Below are 19,097 nucleotides of genomic sequence, written 5' to 3'. Positions count from 1 at the left end.
AACCATACAAGGGGATATGGGAAAGGCAAAAAGAATGTTAAAGACAAAATTAATCCTTTTAACTTCCATCCTCTTATCTTCTTTTTTTCTCGTTTCTTGTGGACAAGCCAATCAAAACGGAAAAATAAAAAAAGTGGGATTGCTGGTTGAAGGAACAGTTAGTGACCAAATGGTGGGGACTAAAGGGTATAAAGGATTATTAATGATTCAGTCAACATACAATATTGATGTTTATTATAAGGAAGAGATAACTTCTGAGGCTATTATAGAAAGAGCGGTCAAAGAATTTAAAAATAAGGGAATTAATTTGATCATCGGCAATGGACAATTGTTTGCCGATTACTTTAATGAGATTTCAAGTAAATATCCTTCCATTCATTTTGTCAGTTTTAATGGGCAAGCAACAAATAGCAATACGACAAGTATTGTCTTAGAAGGATATGCTTGTGGTTATTTTGCAGGGATGGTAGCTGGACATATGACAACAACTAATACTGTAGCTAGTTTGTCCACCTTAGAGTCACAGTCTGCTGAAGTACAAGGATTCCATGATGGAGCAAAACACGAAAATAGTCGTGTAAAAGTGATAACAACCAATGTTCCTGATAAGAATAATCAAGAGGAAGTATTGCATTTATTGGATAAACAGCTGGAACAAAAAGCGGATGTTATTTATGCAGCAGAAAATAACTATAATATAGCAGTAATAGAGAGGTTGAAAGAAAAGGGATTGTATGCAATTGGTTATATGTCAGAACAATCCACTCTTGGAGAATTTACCGTTTTGACAAGTACGATTCAATATTTACCTGAAATTTATGCTAAAATAGCAAAAGACTTTAATGAAGGTAAACTTCTACCTGGAAATATTCATGTTAGCATGAAAGATGAATTTATTTCATTAGGAAAGTTTAGTCCCAAGATAGATAAGGCATTTAAGCATAGAATCTATAAAGAAATGGATCATTATAAAAAAACAGGAGAATTACCGAAAAAAAAGGCTAAATAATTTTTGGAGGATTATCATGACAAACCAAGAAAAAACAATGGAGTTTATGCAAATCGCAATGAAATACTTACCGGAAGCAAAAGGAGAATTAGAAAAAGCAGGTGTAGAGCTTTCTTTTGAAATGTTGGAACCGTTTATGAATTTATTTACGAAAGTAATGAACGAGGCATATGAATTAGGGAAATCAGATGCTGAGAAGAAGGATAATTAATTTCATAATAAAAGGCAGTTTATAAAGTGTTTTTTTGTTTTTATACAAAAGAATAGCTAGTGAAAGTATTATCATCCGTAATGGATAGAGTTTAGATGAACTACAATTAGAAAGGCTGTGCGTATCATTCGGGCAGTCTTTTTAATTTGAACTTAAATGGTTATTCAATCGATAAAATAGTTCCTTTACCAGTCAATTTGAGAGTAATTTAAATGATTTCATTTTTGTGTGAAAAACTCCGTATTAATCTATTTCTTTATTCGTTTTATACTAAATGAAGATAAATGAAAACGCTTCAAAAAAAAGAAATGGAGGACAAAAATATGGAAAAATCATGGCTTGAATTGGAAGGGAAAGTAGCAATTGTAACTGGCGGAGCATCAGGCATAGGTTTTCACATAGCTGAGGAATTAGTAAACAACGGAGCAAAGGTAGTGGTTTCTGATTTAAATGGAGAAGAAGGAAAGCAAACAAATGGATCCTATTTAATTAAATGTGATGTATCGAAGAAAACAAGTGTGGATGAAATGATAACAAAAACAGTGAATTTGTTTGGATCCATTGATATTCTCGTAAATAATGCAGGAATAAACCTTCCGAGATTATTAGTGGATATAGAGGGGAAAAAGCCAGAGTATGAATTAAATGAGAAAGATTTTGATATTATGGTGGCAATAAATCAAAAAGGCCCCTTTCTTTGTTCCCAAGCCGCAGCAAAAAATATGTTATTGAAAAAAAGTGGTGTAATAATAAATGTTGCGTCAGAAGCAGGTCAAGAAGGATCGGCAGGTCAAAGTTGCTACTCCGCTACAAAAGGTGCGTTAATTTCTTTTAGTCGAGCTTGGGCAAAGGAATTAGGCAAATATAATATTCGTGTTGTTGCTATTGCACCAGGAATTCTGGAGAAAACAGGGCTAAGAACCCATGCTTATAATGAAGCATTAGCCTATACACGAGGTGTTACGGTGGAAGGTCTAACAACGGACTACAGTAAATCAATACCTTTAGGAAGAGAAGGAAAATTAAAAGAAATTGGCGAATTAGTTTGTTATATAGCTTCAGAAAAAGCAAGTTATATTACAGGAACTACTTTTAATATATCAGGTGGGAAATCACGTGGTTAACCACTTGTTGCGTTTTTAAACCCTTTTTCTGAATGTTCATAAGGAAGATAGCTCGAAAATATTCTACATTATTACAAGCAAAAGGGAATCCGTCCGATACCTAGAATGGATAAATGTGCTTGAAGGGGTAATTACATGTACGAAATAAATTTGGATGATCGAGTTATTCAAATCATAGAATTAACAAGAAAAAAAATGTATAGTTCACTAGAATATATAGCGACTACATTAGGGGTGAGTACTAGGACGATCCGAAATGATATCAGGCAACTAAATGATGATCTTAAGGAAATCGCTGCAATAAATAATGAAAAAGGAAAAGGATTTTCTTTACAGGTATTCAATCAGCAGGTGTTTGAGGATTTATTAATACAATTAAAAACTAATACGAATACTACCTATGATAATTCCCAGAAACGGCTGGCCTCCATAATAGATAAACTAATAACCAGTGATGAACCTATCATATTAGATGAACTGGCATACAGCATGAATATAAGCAGAACAACATTGGTAAATGAGCTGAAGAAGGCAGCATTGGCTCTTCAGACATATAGTTTGTCTATAAAAGGTAAACAGAACAATGGTATGTATTTAACTGGTGAAGAATTACATTTGCGTTTTTTTATACTTGATCATATTTTTAATTATTTGTACGATGAATATCCATTAGATAAGGATGTATCGCATGCATTAATGGAAGTGATGTATGAATACGATTTTGAATCAAATACTCAAACGCGGTTAATGCAGACGATTATTGTGATGCTGGATCGTCTTTTGAAAAATAAGTCTTTAAAAACTATGGATAATAAATATAAGAAGCTGCAACATTCAAAAGACTATCAAATAGCAAAGAAATTAGTGGAAGTCATTCAATTGCGTTTACCAATTAGCATACCAGACTCAGAAATTCTATTTCTTGCTATTCCAATAGCAGGCAGAAGAACGCCGACAAATAATCGTACGATTGCAGATATAACAATCACAGAAGATATAAAGGCTTTGATTGACGCAATTATGGAACAACTTGGATTTGATAAAGAAATTATGAAGCAAAATATAAGCTTTTTTACAGATTTGCAATATCATTTAACTTTTATGCTTAATAGACTAATGTTTGGTACCCATTTGAAAAATCCTTTATTAGGCGATGTGAAAGAAAAGTATCCACTTGCATTTAAGATGGCGGAGGTAGCAGGTCAAGTGATACAAAAAAGGTATTGTGTTTCTGTTTCTGAAGATGAACTTGGTTATTTAGCCTTCTACTTTTGTATATTTATTGATGATCATGAAGGGAAGAATAAACGATTTCAAAAGGTGGCAGTTATTTGTGGAACAGGACGAGGAACTTCTAAATTAATAAGCATGCAGCTTCAAAAAGTTCTACATCACAATACAAAAATAGATGTAATTTCAGAAGAAGAGTGCACTACAAAGCTACTAGAATCATATGACCTTGTGTTTACTACTATTTTATTGCCTTTTGAAATAGAATCACCTTTGATCAGAATCCATGAAATTTTTAACGAACAAATGGTGGCACAACAAGTTGAAAAAGCAAGCTATTTGAAAAAATTTAATCTTAAGGATACGGAAAGTCATTACTCCATACTCAAACGATTAATAGATAAGGACAAATTCTTTTTATTAGATAGCCATAAAAATTACCATGAAAATTTAGAGATGATGGTTAATCATTTAACTTTATTAGGATATGTAGATGAAAAATTCTTAGAAAGGCTTGTGGAAAGAGAAAAAAAAGGAACAATGTTATTCGATCAAGCCATTGCACTTCCTCATACTATTAACTATCAATCAAATTCTATTCAATTGGCATTAGGTGTTTTTCTAGAAAATATAATAGAAGGAAATAAGTCAGTTAAATTAATATTTTTATTAGGACTACCAAAACAAACCGACTATGATGCGAGTCTATTAGTAAAAATATATGATGAGATTATTCATCTTGCTTCGAGGCAGGAAATAGTCAATAAGCTCACAGAAGCGAGAAGTTACGAAGAAATTTCCCGATGTTTAGAACAGGTAAATGTGATGAAGAAAAGATAAAAATAGGAAGTGACAAAAATGCAAATGTACATGATTATGATTTTTATTGCAGGTGCTTTTCTTCTTCAAATGGCATTAGGATATTGGCAAATTAAACATTTTACAAAAGCCTATATAGAATTAAGGAAAATTGGAAAAGTTGCTATTGGTAAGAGGCCAGGAAAATTTCAAGCAGGAACAATTGTTATGTTTGCTGTTAATAACAGCGGAATAATAATAAAGGCGAAAAAAATGCAAGGGGTTACAGTTTTAGCAAAATTTCGCGATTTGAACGGGTTTACAAATAAAAATATTAAACAAATTGATGAGAATGAAGTAGCTCACTGCAATAGATTGCTTAAACAGGCAATTCTCGATGCGGCAAGCAATTACAAAATTATTATGAGCGGCGGAGAAATTCCGGAAAAAAATAGTCTCTTTAGACGAATGATTATGCAGGCTGAAAAAGTCGTTTCTATAAAAAAATCATAAGAGGTGAAAAAGATGGATATTATCGTAACATTTGCAGAAGGATTTTTGCATTTATTTCGTACAGGTGCCGATACATTTGTGTCATGGATGAAAGGGATTGTACCTATTGTATTATTGTTAATGGTAGCGATGAATACTTTAATTCAATTAATTGGTGAACATCGAATTAATCGTTTAGCAAGGGCATCTTCCAAAAATCCGTTATTAAGATATATGGTGCTTCCTTTTGTCGGATCATTTATGCTAGCAAATCCAATGGCTTTATCATTAGGCCGTTTTTTACCTGAAAAATATAAACCTAGCTATTATGCATCGGGTGCTTATTTTTGTCATACAAGTAATGGATTATTTCCTCATATTAATCCAGGGGAATTATTTATCTTTTTAGGAATAGCCGCAGGTATCGAGCAGTTAGGTTTTAGTACAGCAGAATTAGCTGTCCGATACTTTCTTGTTGGGATAGTAATGAATTTTTTTGCAGGTTGGATGACGGATTTTACAACTAAAATGGTCGAGAAACAGCAAGGTATTAAATTAAATACAGATATCAAATTACATCATTAATAAATAAAGGGAGGTTTTGGAGATGACAGAATATCGTTCTGTAAAAATTATGAAAGGCAGCGGTGGCTTTGGAGGACCATTAACAATCACACCTACGGCTGATAGAAATAAAATTGTCTATATTACAGGTGGAGGTGCAAAACCAGCTATTGTAGATAAACTGGCTGAATTAACTGGTGCTGAAACTGTAAACGGTTTCAGAACGTCTGTTCCAGATGAGACAATTATGCTCGCTATTGTGGATTGTGGAGGTACTCTACGATGCGGAATTTATCCACAAAAGGGTATTCCAACTGTAAATATTATGCCGACTGGGAAAAGTGGCCCATTGGCCAAATTTATAACAGAAAATATTTATGTATCGGCAGTAGACGTTGAGCAAATAGTTCCATTTGTAGAAGAAGACTTTTCTGATGTAGCTGCTGCAGCGGAGAAAATGCCGCATCCTAAAAAAGAATTCAAATACAATAGTGAGCAAAAAATTTCGCAAACAATGGCTGCCAATAAAAATAAAGGCATTTTAACTAGAATTGGACTCGGAGCAGGAAAAGTTATTAATACCTTCTATCAAGCAGGTCGTGACGCTGTTCAAACATTAATTAATACAATTATTCCATTTATGGCATTTGTATCCCTATTAATAGGGATTATCCAAGGATCTGGGATAGGTAACTTCTTTGCAAAATTGATGTCACCACTTGCAGGGAATATATGGGGATTATTGTTAATTGGATTTATTTGTTCGTTGCCATTTTTATCACCGTTGCTAGGGCCAGGTGGTGTAATTGCTCAAATTATCGGAACACTGATTGGCGTTGAAATAGGCAAAGGGAATATTCCCCCAAACTTAGCGCTTCCAGCATTATTTGCCATTAATACACAAAATGCATGTGACTTCATACCAGTTGGATTAGGATTGGCAGAAGCTGAGCCGGAAACAGTAGAAGTAGGAGTGCCTGCGGTTCTTTATTCAAGATTTTTAATTGGTGTCCCTAGGGTGTTTGTAGCGTGGCTTGCTAGTTTTGGACTATATAGCAGCTAAATATATATTATGACTGAATAAAAAATAAAAATAGCAGGAGGGAAGAAGGTCGCTTTTAAAAGAAGCTGCCAAATGATATGAAAACAATTTATGAAAATAAAGTACAAAGTATTGGTGCATTTGCTAACTCATTTTTGGAGGAAAAGATGATTATTCTTTTTGGAAATGAAGCTCCACAAGACTTAAGAGATTTCTGCTATAACATTCAAGTAGTTCATGTCGATGGGGAAATTAAACCAGGACAAAAGCTTTATATTAACAGCGATAAATTTGAAATAACATCCGTTGGAGATGTAGTGCAGCGTAATTTAACTACATTAGGACATATTTCAATCAGATTTGATGGCTCTACTATTCCAGAACTTCCTGGTACCCTTTATTTAGAAAATAAAGATGTTCCGACTATAGAGTTAGGGACAGAATTAAAAATTGTTAATGAATAATTTCTGCTTCCATTAAAGAAAGAGCACTTAGTAGACTCTGAGTTTTAGAGTGAAAATTTATTATCTATAGGAAAAAGGAGTCGATTCTTTATCTGTGAAACAGGTTGAAAGAATCGACTCCTTTTATCGTTATTTCTAAAGTCTTGAAACAAAGATGGAAAGAAGCAATTATTTTATCCACTTTTTTATAAGCGGAGCAAATTTTTTTATAATTGGTTTGAATTCATTGGCAGATGTCATGAAGCTATCGACATTTTTCATTAACAAATCGATATCTATTTGATCTAAAAAGTCAGTGACAGCACTTAATTTATCATCTTCCACTTCCTCTTCATATTGTTTTTCTTCTTTTTGATTTCTGCCTAAGATCCATGCATCACCATTATTTCTTCCAATATAGTTATTATCATGTTTTCCTTCTTTTCTTCTGCGGGCAGGATAGTTTGTACCAAACATAAAATTAGTAAGGTGATCTGTGTTTTGTTGAGGTGCTATTAGGTCCTCTTCCTCTTCTTCTTCCTTTTCCTCTATTCTTTCTACATCTTCTTCCATAAGTAACTCCCCCCTTATCTATAGAGAATTTATTTGTTATAATGCGTGTTCAAAAAGGAGGATAAAAAGGACCAAGAAGTTCGAGGTGGTTTCACCTTTAGCATCGGTCTTCCACAGGATGTGGTGACTTCCACGTTGCTCACAGGACGTGAGCGTTTTTAGTGGAAGAACCTCTAAGTTATACGTGAGAAGCGGAAAAGCAAACCAACGAAGAAATTCGACGTGTCATTTTTACCGGACTTTTTGAACAACCTCTTATAATTTCGAGTTAAATGAGTAGCATTCTATAGTAATATCCTATGTAGGAATAATCTGGATGAATAGACAATGGCATAGAGAGAGGAAAATATGTTGCAAATGGTAGGAGAAATTTGATAAAATTAGTACCAAGTCATAATAATTGATAATAATATATATAAGATACAGAAAGTTGCTTTATATTTTGAAAAAAGCAAGTTATACCGTATAATCGGTCATATTAAAGGAGCTGAGAGCTTTGAGCACAGGAATAATTGGTATTGGACGCGCTTTGCCTGAAAAAATAATTACTAATTTTGATTTAGAAAAAATGGTAGATACAAATGATGAGTGGATTCGTACAAGAACTGGAATTGAAGAAAGAAGAATTGCAGATGATAATACGAATACTTCCGATATTGGGTATGAAGCAGCAAAAAATGCGATAGAAAATGCAAATATAAAGCCTGAAGAAATAGATCTTATCTTAGTAGCAACCGTTACACCAGATCAGCCGTTTCCTTCGGTTGCATGTATGTTGCAAGAACGATTAGGTGCAACAAAAGCGGCAGCATTAGATATTAGCGCAGCATGTGCTGGTTTTATGTACGGCATGGTAACAGCTAAACAATTTATTGATAATAACGCATATAAGTATGTATTAGTAGTGGGTGTAGAAAAGCTTTCAAAAATTACAAATTGGGAAGATCGAAATACAGCAGTCCTTTTTGGTGATGGAGCAGGGGCAGCAGTATTAGGGAAAGTAACAGAAGGCAGAGGAATTCTCTCCTTTGAATTAGGTGCTGATGGATCAGGTGGTAAACATCTATATCAAGATGATTATATTCAAATGAATGGAAGAGAAGTGTTTAAATTTGCGGTTCGTCAAATGGGCGAAAGCAGTGAAAATGTGCTTATCAAAGCTGGATTGTCAAAAGAAGATGTTGATTTTCTTATTCCTCACCAAGCGAATATTCGCATAATGGAAGCATCTAGACAAAGATTAAATCTGCCAGTGGAGAAATTATCAAAAACAGTGCATAAATATGGGAATACAAGCGCTGCATCTATCCCGATCTCCTTAGTGGAAGAATTAGAAGCAGGCAAAATTAAAGATGATGATGTTATTGTTATGGTTGGATTTGGCGGCGGCTTAACATGGGGTGCAATTGCTATACGCTGGGGGAAATAACTTTTATTCATCGTGATAAAATCGTTATTGTAACAATATCAGAATTTATTAGAGTACTGTCCAGCTTCAGCAACCTATTAAGTAGTGTTAAATAACCAAAATGATTAAGAGTAAAAAGTAGTCCTTTTTATCGGCTGGAATAGTGCATTTCGTCGATGGACAAAGGAAGTTTGCGTTTTTCTTTTAAAATAAATCGAAATACCTAATTTTTCATATAAATACGAATGAAAGAAAAAGGAGAATAGTGATAATGACTAAAAAAAGAGTTGTCGTTACAGGTATGGGAGCAGTTACGCCCCTAGGAAATGATGCAACAACAACGTGGGAAAACATTGTAAAAGGTGTTTCTGGTATTGGACCGTTAACAAGAGTGAATGCAGATGAATATCCAGCAAAAGTTGCAGCAGAATTAAAGGGTTTTAATGCGGAAGATTATATGGATAGAAAAGATGCAAGAAAAATGGATCGATTTACACAATATGCGCTTGCTGCTTCTTTAATGGCAGTAAAAGACGCGGATCTGAAAATTACGGAAGAAAATGCTGCACGCGTTGGAGTATGGATTGGTTCTGGTATTGGTGGAATGGAAACATTCGAAAATCAATATGAAATATTCTTGAAAAGAGGATATAAGCGTGTAAGCCCATTCTTTGTGCCTATGTTAATTCCTGATATGGCAACAGGACAAGTGTCAATTACACTTGGCGCTAAAGGAGTCAACTCATGTACAGTAACAGCATGTGCAACTGGTACGAACTCGATTGGGGATGCTTTTAAAGTAATTCAACGAGGCGATGCAGATGCTATGGTAACAGGAGGAGCAGAGGCACCGATTACAAAAATGTCTGTTGCTGGATTCTGTGCTAATACCGCTTTATCTACAAATCCAGATCCGAAAACGGCAAGCAGACCGTTTGATGCAAACCGTGATGGATTTGTTATGGGAGAGGGAGCAGGAATTCTAGTATTAGAAGAATTAGAGCATGCTCTGAATAGAGGAGCAACGATTTATGCAGAAATCGTGGGATATGGAGCAACTGGAGACGCCTATCATATTACTTCACCTGCACCAGGCGGAGAAGGTGGAGCAAGAGCAATGAAAATGGCAATTGATGATGCTGGTTTAACGCCTGAAGATGTCTCTTATATTAATGCGCATGGAACAAGTACCGCTTATAATGATAAGTTTGAAACAATGGCTGTGAAAGAAGTTTTTGGTGATTATGCGTATAAAGTACCAATGAGCAGTACGAAATCTATGACAGGTCATTTATTAGGAGCAGCAGGAGGAGTAGAAGCCATCTTTAGTATTTTAGCAATTAAAGATAGTGTTGTTCCACCAACCATTAATTTTGAAACAGCTGATCCAGATTGTGATCTTGATTATGTTGTAAATACGAATAGAAAACAAGAAGTGAATGTTGCAATGAGCAACTCATTAGGTTTTGGTGGTCATAACGCAACCATTATCTTTAAAAAATATCAGTGAATGAAAAGAGCAAGTTTAGTTCACTAAACTGAGGACATATAAGCATGAGGGCTGTTCAATAAGTCGATTTTATCGGCAATTGAGCAGCCCTTTTTTTAAAGATAAGAAAGTATAAAATTTTTCAACTTAGATTAGTGTCTAGCTCCAGCGCCTAGCCCCTGTGAAAGATAACCTCCAGCCTCTAAAAGTAAAAAGCACTTTTTGAGTCAGGAGAACATTTTTCTTCGGGGCTTACCAAGGCGCTTGCGCTTTTCTTAAGTTTACACTTCTCAAAAAGGGTTGTTTTTATAATGATAGGATTTCTCATTTGTGTTAAAAGTTTTTAAAAATATCAAAAGGTGTAGTTATATATTGGAAACTGCCTTTTTGCTGAAAAAGAGAGAAAAACAAGGAAGCTAGCTAGCTTGGAATAAAAGTGGAATACTAGTTATTTATAAATATAAATGATAAAAGTTTGTTTATTGATAATAATAATTATAAAATAAAATTGACTATAAAAAGAAAATGGATATAATTAAATATATAGATAGTGTAAAACTGTTGTTTAGTAGAAAATTGTTATTTCTGATTTGGAAGTTGCAAGCCAATAATATGTAGTAAATTAATCTGTTTGAATAAGCGAATAACCAGAAGAAAACACTTTTAAAAAGGAGGTTCCTATGCTAAGTGTTGATAAAGCAATAGAAGCATTGAAGGAGAATAATATTCGGATTACACCTCAACGATTAGAGATTATGCATATTCTTTCAAAAGATAATAAACATTGGTCAGTGGATGACATATATAAGATTTTAAATGCAAATATGCCTTCAGTGAGCATAACAACCGTATACAATAATATAAATTTATTTTGTGAAATAGACCTTGTAAAAGAAATTCAATTTGGCGAAGGATTAAGCATGTATGAGTGGAAAAAAGAAGCTCATTATCATATTCTATGTAAATCATGTGGAGAAATGGTAGATGTTTGGTATCCAGCTTTAAAGGAGGTTGAAACAGTTGCAGAATCCATATCAAAGTTCCATATCAAATCCCACAACCTTCAATTTTACGGGATATGCAAAGAATGCGAAAAAGCATGAGTCGAAAGATCAAGGTGTTTGTCTGCAATGCAATCAGCCAATAAAACGCTTAAAACATTCTGTTATTTGTGGCTGTGGATTTAGAATTCTAAAAGAATCTAAAAGAAAATAAATCTGTATGAAACATTTTTTTATGTTCATACAGATTTTTTTATAGTCTAGGTAAATGTAAATTTTTTTTAATTTTTCCCTCACCATTAATAAAAATGAACATACTGTATTAAATCTAGAACCACAATGAACTCGTATCAACAAGCTGAAAGATCCGATCTTCGCATAGAGGTGGAGGTCTTAACCTCTAAAATGCGAAGAGATAAATAACGACCAACTTTTTCATAAAAATTTCTCCATACTATGATGAACGGAATAAACAAATAGAGGGTGAAAATGGCATGGGGTAGTGGATACAAATAAATGGTTAGAAGAGGATTTTACAGAACCGATAAAAATATGTGAAAAATTTCAATCCTTTTTTGAAGAAGATCATCCAAGAAGAATTTATCAATATTTAGTGAGTTTTGGCATGTACAAACCTTCTCGTCAAACGAAAGAAATCTATGATTCATTAGTAGAAAAAGATGTCTGGAAGACAGTGCGGAAATTCTATGGAACATACAAAAAAAAATGGAAGGGACCGGAAATTTCTATTTATATTTTTCCTTTTCAACCTTCAAGAGGGAAAGCGGATAATAAATCAGGGGTGTCTTTTCCAGATAAATTGTTTCTTTTTGTGGGAGATATAGAAGATGAAAAAGAATTAGAAGCACTATTTGTTCATGAATACCATCATGTTTGCCGCATCCATTATCAAAAGAAAAAAATAGAGGATTATACGCTGTTGGATTCTTTAGTAATGGAAGGTTTAGCTGAACATGCAGTAGAAAAACATTGTGGAAAAAATTATAATGCAAGCTGGTGTCATTTGTATAAAGAAGAGGAATTAAAAAAGTTTTGGAAGGAAGATATACAAGAAAATTTAGATAGCAAAAAAACAGAACAGCTTCATGATACATTATTATTTGGTTTAGGCAGGTATCCTAAAATGATGGGATATTGTTGCGGATATTATATAATAAGCCAGTTTTTAAGCCGAAAAAACTTTCCTGAAAAAACATATTTTATTTCAAAAAGCGAACTATTTGTTAAAGATCGATTAGAATAGGAAATAGAAACCTTGTTTTGCAAGGTTTCTATTTTTTTTATTTTATAATTGTATTAATTTTGAAAAAAATCTTGCATTTGTAATTATAATGTAATAATATTTTAAACAATAGAATGAATAGACAGAATAATTTTAATAAACTGTTAGAGGTGTAAAATGAAAGCAAATACTTCTTTACATAACAAAAATCAATCTTTACTAGAAGTAAAAAATTTAGAAACCTCCTTTTCCATTGATGGACAACTATATAATGCTGTCGATGATGTTTCGTTTAATGTGAAGCCACGTCAAATAGTCGGAATAGTTGGAGAATCCGGATGCGGAAAATCTGTTCTTAGTCTATCTATTATGAAGCTCCTCCCGAAAGATGCAGGATTGATTCGATCAGGAGAAATATTATTTGATGGAAAACACTTGGAACAATTAGGAGATACAGAGATTAATAGTATTAGAGGGAAAGATATTGCGATGATCTTCCAAGAGCCTATGACTTCCTTAAACCCCGTCTTCACCATCGGTTTCCAGTTGATGGAAGTTTTGCTCAATCATATGAAAATCTCCAAAAAAGAAGCAAGATCCAAAAGTGTCGAATTATTAAAAAATGTTGGCATCTCGAGACCGGAAAAAATAGTAGACGAATACCCACATCAATTATCAGGTGGGATGAGACAAAGGGTAATGATTGCCATTTCCATTGCCTGTCAGCCCCGTTTGTTAATAGCGGATGAGCCTACAACTGCTCTCGATGTAACAGTACAGGCACAAATATTAGAGCTTCTAAAAGAGATTCAAGAAGAAAATGATATGTCCGTTATTCTTATTACACATGATCTTGGAGTAGTTGCTGAAATGTGTGATGAGGTAATTGTTATGTATGCTGGCAGAATTGTGGAGAGAACGGATGTGGATACCTTGTTTTATCATCCAAAACATCCCTATACAAAGCTATTGATGGAAGCAATTCCGAAAATGGATGAAGATGTAGAAGTGCTAAGCTCCATAAGCGGAATTGTCCCTTCATTAAAAAATATGCCGAAACAAGGTTGTCGTTTTGCAGAGCGCTGCCCAATGGCAATGGCAGAATGCAAAACGATTACACCAATTCTTGCAAACGTAGAAGATGGACATGAAGTATCTTGCCTTCTTTATGAAACAAGCAATCCAAAAGAAGGAGTGAGGGTATAAATGGCAACAAGTGTAAAAGATAGCAAGCATAATCAAGACAAAATCGAGAAAGAAACACTGTTGGAAGTGAAGAATTTAAAGACATACTATCCCGTTAAAGGTGGATTATTAAGGAGAACAGTCGCGGAAGTAAAAGCTGTTGATAATATATCTTTTGAAATAAAAAAAGGAGAAACATTAGGCTTAGTAGGAGAATCAGGATGTGGAAAATCTACTGCAGGCAGAACAATACTTAGATTGCTCGAACCGACAGATGGAGAAATCATTTTTAATGGACGAGACATTACAAATGTTACAGGGGTTTCTCTTCGAAAATTACGAAAAGATTTTCAAATGGTTTTTCAAGATCCTTATGCATCGCTTAACCCAACAATGATGGTTGGACATCTTGTGTCAGAACCAATTAAAAATTATTTTAAAAAATCAGAAAATGAACTTAAATCTGAAGTATTGGAATTATTAAATAAAGTGGGTTTGCCAGAAGATGCATACTATAAATATCCACATGAATTTTCAGGTGGACAAAGGCAAAGAGTAGGCATTGCACGTGCTCTGGCATTAAGACCTAAGTTAATTATCGCCGATGAACCAGTATCTGCACTGGACGTATCTGTTCAGTCGCAAGTATTGAATCTATTAAAAGAATTACAAGCAGAATTCGATTTAACATTTTTGTTTATTGCACATGATTTAAGTGTCGTAAAGCATATGAGTGATCGAATAGGGGTCATGTATTTAGGTGGATTAGTAGAAATTTCCGATAAAAGCAGTATGTATGAAGAACCATTACATCCGTATACTAAAGCACTTATTTCTGCTATTCCTGAACCAGATCCGCGCAAGAAAAAACAGCGGATTATATTAAAAGGGGACGTGCCGAGTCCAATTAATCCGCCAAAAGGCTGCACTTTTCATCCACGCTGTCCCTTTGCGATGGAAGAGTGTTCCAAGGTAAAGCCTGTATTGAAGGAGGTGAAGCCTGGACATAGAGTTGCTTGCCATTTATATAACTAATCAAATTTATTTGGGGGGAAAATAATGAAAAAGAAATCAGGTTTGCTGTTGCTATCGCTTATTCTTGTTTTATCTGCATTTTTAGCTGCTTGTTCAGACAAAACAAGTTCAGATGGAAAAGATAGCGGCGATAAAAAAGCTGTTGAAGGTGGAACTGTAACTTTCGGTTATACACAACCATTTAAAGGGGTATTATCTTATGCATATTATGAAGGGGAAGACGACGCAAATGCGCTTCAATTTATGCATGAAGGTTTATTGAAAACAAATGATCAATTAGTATCTGAACCAAATTTAGCTACATACGAATTTTCCGATGATAACACAAAATTAACATTTAAAATTAAACAAGGTATTAAATGGCATGATGGTGTGGAATTAAAAGCGGAAGATATGGAATATGCTTGGTATTTAATTGCTGATCCAGCTTATAATGGACCTCGTTTTTCAAATGTTGCCATGATTAAGGGAGCACAAGAATACCACGATAAAAAAGCAGACAAAATTGAAGGAATTAAAGTAGTTGATGATTATACAATTGAAGTTACTTTAACAGAACCACAAGTAAACGTTCTTGAAAATATTTGGACATACCCAGAGCCAAAGCACTATTATGGCGATATTGCAGCAGATAAAATTTCAGAAGCAGATCAAGTTCGTAAAACACCAATTGGGGTAGGTCCGTTTAAAGTGAAAAAAATCGTTCCTGGTGAAAGTATCGAATTTGAACGATTTGATGACTATTGGAAAGGTAAGCCAGCACTAGATGGTATCAATTATAAAATTATTGATGGATCTTTAGCTTCTGGTTTAATTCAAAATGGTGAAGTGGATGTAATTGAAGCGCCAAAAGATCAATGGGGTACAATTAAAGAATTAGATAATATTAATCCCAAAACGGTTGATGCAATGTCTTATTCTTATATTGGTTTCAAATTTGGTCATTATGATAAAAAAGCTGGAAAAGTTGTAATGGATAATCCAAAGTATCAAAATAAAAACTTGCGTCAAGCAATGGTATATGCCATTGACCGACAATCATTTATTGACAACTTTGCTAATGGTTTAGGTAAACCGTTAAACACTCCTTACCCAACTGCATCATGGGCTAAGATTCCAGATGATCAAATTAACAACTATAAATTTGATCAGGCAAAAGCAAAATCTTTATTAGATGAAGCTGGTTATAAAGATACAAATGGAGATGGCTTCCGTGAAGATCCAGATGGAAAACCATTTACAATTAAATTTGATGCAATGAGCGGTGCTGAAACTTCTGAAGCACGTGCACAATTTATTCTGCAATCATGGGAAGATGTTGGTTTAAAAGCAGAGCTTAACGGAGGCTCTTTAAAAGAATTTAATCTATTCTACGATACAGTAGAAGCAGATAAAGCAGAAGTATTTATGGGTGCATGGGGCTTAGCTAATGATCCAGATCCTTCTGGTTTATGGTTATCTACAGACGTATGGAACTACCAACGCTGGTATTCAGAAAAATCGGATGAATTAATTAAAAAAGGTATTCAATACCCGAAAGATTCTAGTCAAAATGTACAGGATTATCGTAAAGAAATTTATTACGAATGGCAAAAACTTGTCAACGAAGAGCTACCAACTATTTTCTTCGAACAACGAGAAGATGCATGGGCAATCAACAAACGTGTGGATGGAGTAAAAATTGATCCATTTGGTGTAACTCCTTCTGAAATCTATAAATGGCACATTGTTAAATAATTGTAAAAAAGTTTAAAAGATAAGGAGAATGGAAGATGTTGCAATATGCAATTAGAAGAATTATCGGTATGATTCCAATACTCTTTCTTATCTCAGTTGTGGTATTTTCCCTGGCGAAATTAATGCCAGGGGATGCCCTATCTGGAAAAATAGACCCATTAAATTCTGATCCAGCTTATATCGCAGAAATGCAGGAAAAAATGGGATTAAATGATCCTATTCATATTCAGTATTTCAGATGGATTGGCGGGGTATTACAAGGAGACTTTGGTGATTCATTTCAGCATAAACAACCGGTTATGGAGCTTATTGGAGAAAGATTGGGAAATACAATAATTTTAGGTATTACGGCATTAATAATAACCTATATTTTAGCTTTTTTTATGGGAAGATACTCTGGAAGAAAGCCATATACTTTTGGGGATTATTTTATTTCGGGATTAAACTATTTAATGTTAGCCATTCCTAGTTTTGTAGCAGCGTTAGTTGCCATTTATGTTTTTGCAATCCACTTAGGGTGGGTTCCGGCGAGTGGAAGTATTGGTTCGGGTGTTGATCCAGGATCATGGGAGTATTTTATAAGCAAAGCAAAACATACGATATTACCTGCTCTTGTGTTGGGAGCGATGTCAACTGCTTCATATACGCAATTTTTAAGAAATGATATGATTGAAAGTTCTCGTAAAGATTATGTTCGTACCGCTCGAGCAAAGGGGACGAAAGAATCGACGATTTATAATAAGCATATATTAAGAAATTCAGTAATACCTATTATTACGTTACTAGGTTTTGATATTGCTAATATTATTGGCGGTGCCGTTATAATTGAATCTATTTTTACATATCCAGGGATAGGGAATTTATTTTATGAATCAGTCAGTTCTCGTGATTATTCCGTAATGATGGCTATTTCTCTATTGTTAACGGTTGTATCACTTCTTGGAAATTTAATTGCAGACCTACTATACGGAATAGTAGATCCGCGTATTCGTTTAAGTTAGGGTGTGAACAGTTTGGAACCATCATATTCTCAAGAAACTTCTGTTATGTCCAATCCAGTTAAGCCTACAAAAGGGCAATCACCATGGGCACTTGCACGAAAAAAATTCTTTAAAAATAAGTTGGCTGTTATAAGTGTTATTTATCTTCTTATCATCATTATAGTATCTATTTTTGCTGAACCATTAACAATGTCTATAAAAGAGGCGAATCGTATAAACTTTACACAAATTAGTAAAGTACCTTCAGCAGAACATTTTTTTGGAACAGATAAATCGGGAAGAGATGTCTTTGCGAGAACATTATTAGGCGGGAAAACTTCATTGACCCTTGCTTTTTCCATTACAGCATCTCTAGTAGTTATTGGAACACTAATAGGTGCAATTTCCGGATACTTTGGTGGTTGGGTAGATAATATATTAATGAGATTTACTGATTTTGTTATGAACTTTCCATTTTTGATTTTTGTCATTGTGTTAGCAGCTATTTTCCCTGAATCCAGTTTATTTACACTAATTTTTGTTATTAGTATTCTGAGTTGGACGGGAATAGCACGCTTAGTAAGAAGCAAGATTATGGCGGAAAAAGAAAACGAATATATATTAAGTTCTATATCGATTGGCTGCTCTCCATCTAAGGTAATAATAAAACACTTACTTCCAAATGTTATGTCCACGATAATCGTACAAGCAACTTTAACATTAGCTACAATGATTGTAGTGGAAACAAGTTTAAGCTTTTTAGGTTTTGGCGTACCCTCAACAACACCTACTTGGGGCAATATGATGCAGGAAGCCAGAAGCCCTGATGTATTAACAAATAAGTGGTGGATTTGGATACCTCCAGCAACGATATTAACATTAACCATTCTATCTATTAATTTTATAGGAGAAGGATTAAAAGACGCATTTAATCCGAAATCAAAACGATAAAAAGTTTGCCATTCTTTATTGGCAAACTTTTTTTTTGAATAGATTCCGTTTCGAATGAAAATATTGTTATGAGGGAAGGGGTTCCTATACTCTCATCCCATAAAACAAGCGAATAAAACAATGCTGCAAGATGAACAGGTAAGGAAAATGGAATGAATGTCTAATTAAGATTCAGAAATTCTATTTACAATCATTTCTGACCAATGATTATTTTAGAGCAACCATTCACAAAAATAGAGATTTAGATTAGAACCATAACACATGAAAAGACGCAGATCTATTAAATTTTATAAGCAGGGAGCAGTCAGCATACACGAAGACTCCTATGGGAATTGCGGGACAGGCGAGCCCTGCCCCATGGAAGGCGAAGTGTATTCTGACAACGGACTGATTGAGAGTGTAAGGAATCATGGTAGCTTTAAAATAAAGAGGAAACTCAAAGGGAAAAGCATGTACTAGTAAAATAACTACCTCATATATATAAGAAGTAAGAGATAGTTTATTGGCATAGAACCTACTTTAAGAGAACAATATTTCCCCCTAAATGATAAAGAATTAATACGATAATTAGAAAATAGATTT

Annotated in this window: 18 protein-coding genes; 17 read left to right on the top strand and 1 reads right to left on the bottom strand. The window is 34.2% G+C overall.

Annotation, left to right across the window (positions count from 1 at the left end; translation table 11 throughout):
• The first annotated feature begins 34 nt into the window (after window positions 1-34).
• From AC5LWL_RS18740 to AC5LWL_RS18705, 8 genes are all read left to right on the top strand, one after another.
• Window positions 35-1,009 carry a BMP family ABC transporter substrate-binding protein gene (locus AC5LWL_RS18740; protein ID WP_493435725.1) on the top strand — a complete coding sequence of 325 codons (975 nt, stop codon included), beginning with the start codon at window positions 35-37 and terminating at the stop codon, window positions 1,007-1,009.
• 16 nt (window positions 1,010-1,025) lie between these two features.
• Window positions 1,026-1,220, top strand: a complete 195-nt coding sequence (locus AC5LWL_RS18735) for a ComZ family protein (protein ID WP_493435724.1) — start codon at window positions 1,026-1,028, stop codon at window positions 1,218-1,220.
• 323 nt (window positions 1,221-1,543) lie between these two features.
• Window positions 1,544-2,344: an SDR family oxidoreductase gene (locus AC5LWL_RS18730; RefSeq protein WP_493435723.1), complete on the top strand. Its 801-nt coding sequence runs from the start codon at window positions 1,544-1,546 to the stop codon at window positions 2,342-2,344.
• 135 nt (window positions 2,345-2,479) lie between these two features.
• Window positions 2,480-4,414, top strand: coding sequence for a BglG family transcription antiterminator (locus AC5LWL_RS18725; RefSeq protein ID WP_493435722.1), 1,935 nt, complete (start codon window positions 2,480-2,482; stop codon window positions 4,412-4,414).
• A gap of 18 nt (window positions 4,415-4,432) precedes the next feature.
• Window positions 4,433-4,885 (top strand): transcriptional regulator GutM, encoded by a 453-nt coding sequence (locus AC5LWL_RS18720; protein ID WP_493435721.1) that lies wholly within the window; start codon window positions 4,433-4,435, stop codon window positions 4,883-4,885.
• 12 nt (window positions 4,886-4,897) lie between these two features.
• Window positions 4,898-5,449: a PTS glucitol/sorbitol transporter subunit IIC gene (gene srlA, locus AC5LWL_RS18715; RefSeq protein WP_493435720.1), complete on the top strand. Its 552-nt coding sequence runs from the start codon at window positions 4,898-4,900 to the stop codon at window positions 5,447-5,449.
• Between the two features lie 22 nt (window positions 5,450-5,471).
• On the top strand, window positions 5,472-6,491 hold the full coding sequence (gene srlE / locus AC5LWL_RS18710; RefSeq protein ID WP_493435719.1) for a PTS glucitol/sorbitol transporter subunit IIB: 1,020 nt from the start codon (window positions 5,472-5,474) through the stop codon (window positions 6,489-6,491).
• Window positions 6,492-6,568: 77 nt separating this feature from the next.
• The gene (locus AC5LWL_RS18705) at window positions 6,569-6,934 is read left to right on the top strand and encodes a PTS glucitol/sorbitol transporter subunit IIA (RefSeq protein WP_493435718.1); all 366 of its coding nucleotides are present in this window, start codon (window positions 6,569-6,571) and stop codon (window positions 6,932-6,934) included.
• Between the two features lie 168 nt (window positions 6,935-7,102).
• Here AC5LWL_RS18705 and AC5LWL_RS18700 read toward each other — a convergent pair whose 3' ends face one another.
• Complete coding sequence (locus AC5LWL_RS18700; RefSeq protein WP_493435717.1) at window positions 7,103-7,486, bottom strand: hypothetical protein; 384 nt, start codon at window positions 7,484-7,486, stop codon at window positions 7,103-7,105.
• A gap of 496 nt (window positions 7,487-7,982) precedes the next feature.
• Between AC5LWL_RS18700 and AC5LWL_RS18695 the strand changes: the two genes are divergently transcribed.
• The 9 genes from AC5LWL_RS18695 (at window position 7,983) to opp4C (ending at window position 18,515) form a co-directional block, all read left to right on the top strand.
• Window positions 7,983-8,915 (top strand): beta-ketoacyl-ACP synthase III, encoded by a 933-nt coding sequence (locus tag AC5LWL_RS18695; protein WP_493435716.1) that lies wholly within the window; start codon window positions 7,983-7,985, stop codon window positions 8,913-8,915.
• 250 nt (window positions 8,916-9,165) lie between these two features.
• On the top strand, window positions 9,166-10,404 hold the full coding sequence (gene fabF, locus AC5LWL_RS18690) for a beta-ketoacyl-ACP synthase II (RefSeq protein ID WP_493435715.1): 1,239 nt from the start codon (window positions 9,166-9,168) through the stop codon (window positions 10,402-10,404).
• Window positions 10,405-11,063: 659 nt separating this feature from the next.
• Window positions 11,064-11,486 carry a Fur family transcriptional regulator gene (locus AC5LWL_RS18685; RefSeq protein WP_493435714.1) on the top strand — a complete coding sequence of 141 codons (423 nt, stop codon included), beginning with the start codon at window positions 11,064-11,066 and terminating at the stop codon, window positions 11,484-11,486.
• Window positions 11,487-11,886: 400 nt separating this feature from the next.
• Window positions 11,887-12,648: a DUF2268 domain-containing putative Zn-dependent protease gene (locus tag AC5LWL_RS18680; protein ID WP_493435713.1), complete on the top strand. Its 762-nt coding sequence runs from the start codon at window positions 11,887-11,889 to the stop codon at window positions 12,646-12,648.
• A 156-nt stretch (window positions 12,649-12,804) separates the two neighbouring features.
• Window positions 12,805-13,833 carry an ABC transporter ATP-binding protein gene (locus tag AC5LWL_RS18675; protein WP_493435712.1) on the top strand — a complete coding sequence of 343 codons (1,029 nt, stop codon included), beginning with the start codon at window positions 12,805-12,807 and terminating at the stop codon, window positions 13,831-13,833.
• On the top strand, window positions 13,834-14,847 hold the full coding sequence (locus AC5LWL_RS18670) for an ABC transporter ATP-binding protein (RefSeq protein WP_493435711.1): 1,014 nt from the start codon (window positions 13,834-13,836) through the stop codon (window positions 14,845-14,847).
• A 24-nt stretch (window positions 14,848-14,871) separates the two neighbouring features.
• On the top strand, window positions 14,872-16,584 hold the full coding sequence (gene opp4A / locus AC5LWL_RS18665; protein WP_493435710.1) for an oligopeptide ABC transporter substrate-binding protein: 1,713 nt from the start codon (window positions 14,872-14,874) through the stop codon (window positions 16,582-16,584).
• 35 nt (window positions 16,585-16,619) lie between these two features.
• Window positions 16,620-17,585 (top strand): oligopeptide ABC transporter permease, encoded by a 966-nt coding sequence (opp4B, locus tag AC5LWL_RS18660; protein WP_493435709.1) that lies wholly within the window; start codon window positions 16,620-16,622, stop codon window positions 17,583-17,585.
• Between the two features lie 12 nt (window positions 17,586-17,597).
• Window positions 17,598-18,515: an oligopeptide ABC transporter permease gene (gene opp4C, locus AC5LWL_RS18655; protein WP_493435708.1), complete on the top strand. Its 918-nt coding sequence runs from the start codon at window positions 17,598-17,600 to the stop codon at window positions 18,513-18,515.
• Window positions 18,516-19,097 lie beyond the last annotated feature (582 nt).

The sequence above is a fragment of the Niallia sp. WK069_GA_01 genome, assembly GCF_983173855.1.
Note: the sequence above shows the minus strand (reverse complement) of the source record. Positions and strands in the feature narration are given on the sequence as shown.

What these genes read in the sequence shown, in the direction of transcription:
- AC5LWL_RS18740 (WP_493435725.1), top strand. Translation starts at nt 35, where the DNA reads ATGTTAAAGACAAAATTAATCCTTTTAACTTCCATCCTCTTATCTTCT.
- AC5LWL_RS18735 (WP_493435724.1), top strand. Translation starts at nt 1,026, where the DNA reads ATGACAAACCAAGAAAAAACAATGGAGTTTATGCAAATCGCAATGAAA.
- AC5LWL_RS18730 (WP_493435723.1), top strand. Translation starts at nt 1,544, where the DNA reads ATGGAAAAATCATGGCTTGAATTGGAAGGGAAAGTAGCAATTGTAACT.
- AC5LWL_RS18725 (WP_493435722.1), top strand. Translation starts at nt 2,480, where the DNA reads ATGTACGAAATAAATTTGGATGATCGAGTTATTCAAATCATAGAATTA.
- AC5LWL_RS18720 (WP_493435721.1), top strand. Translation starts at nt 4,433, where the DNA reads ATGCAAATGTACATGATTATGATTTTTATTGCAGGTGCTTTTCTTCTT.
- srlA (WP_493435720.1), top strand. Translation starts at nt 4,898, where the DNA reads ATGGATATTATCGTAACATTTGCAGAAGGATTTTTGCATTTATTTCGT.
- srlE (WP_493435719.1), top strand. Translation starts at nt 5,472, where the DNA reads ATGACAGAATATCGTTCTGTAAAAATTATGAAAGGCAGCGGTGGCTTT.
- AC5LWL_RS18705 (WP_493435718.1), top strand. Translation starts at nt 6,569, where the DNA reads ATGAAAACAATTTATGAAAATAAAGTACAAAGTATTGGTGCATTTGCT.
- AC5LWL_RS18700 (WP_493435717.1), bottom strand. Translation starts at nt 7,486, where the DNA reads ATGGAAGAAGATGTAGAAAGAATAGAGGAAAAGGAAGAAGAAGAGGAA.
- fabF (WP_493435715.1), top strand. Translation starts at nt 9,166, where the DNA reads ATGACTAAAAAAAGAGTTGTCGTTACAGGTATGGGAGCAGTTACGCCC.
- AC5LWL_RS18685 (WP_493435714.1), top strand. Translation starts at nt 11,064, where the DNA reads ATGCTAAGTGTTGATAAAGCAATAGAAGCATTGAAGGAGAATAATATT.
- AC5LWL_RS18675 (WP_493435712.1), top strand. Translation starts at nt 12,805, where the DNA reads ATGAAAGCAAATACTTCTTTACATAACAAAAATCAATCTTTACTAGAA.
- AC5LWL_RS18670 (WP_493435711.1), top strand. Translation starts at nt 13,834, where the DNA reads ATGGCAACAAGTGTAAAAGATAGCAAGCATAATCAAGACAAAATCGAG.
- opp4A (WP_493435710.1), top strand. Translation starts at nt 14,872, where the DNA reads ATGAAAAAGAAATCAGGTTTGCTGTTGCTATCGCTTATTCTTGTTTTA.
- opp4B (WP_493435709.1), top strand. Translation starts at nt 16,620, where the DNA reads ATGTTGCAATATGCAATTAGAAGAATTATCGGTATGATTCCAATACTC.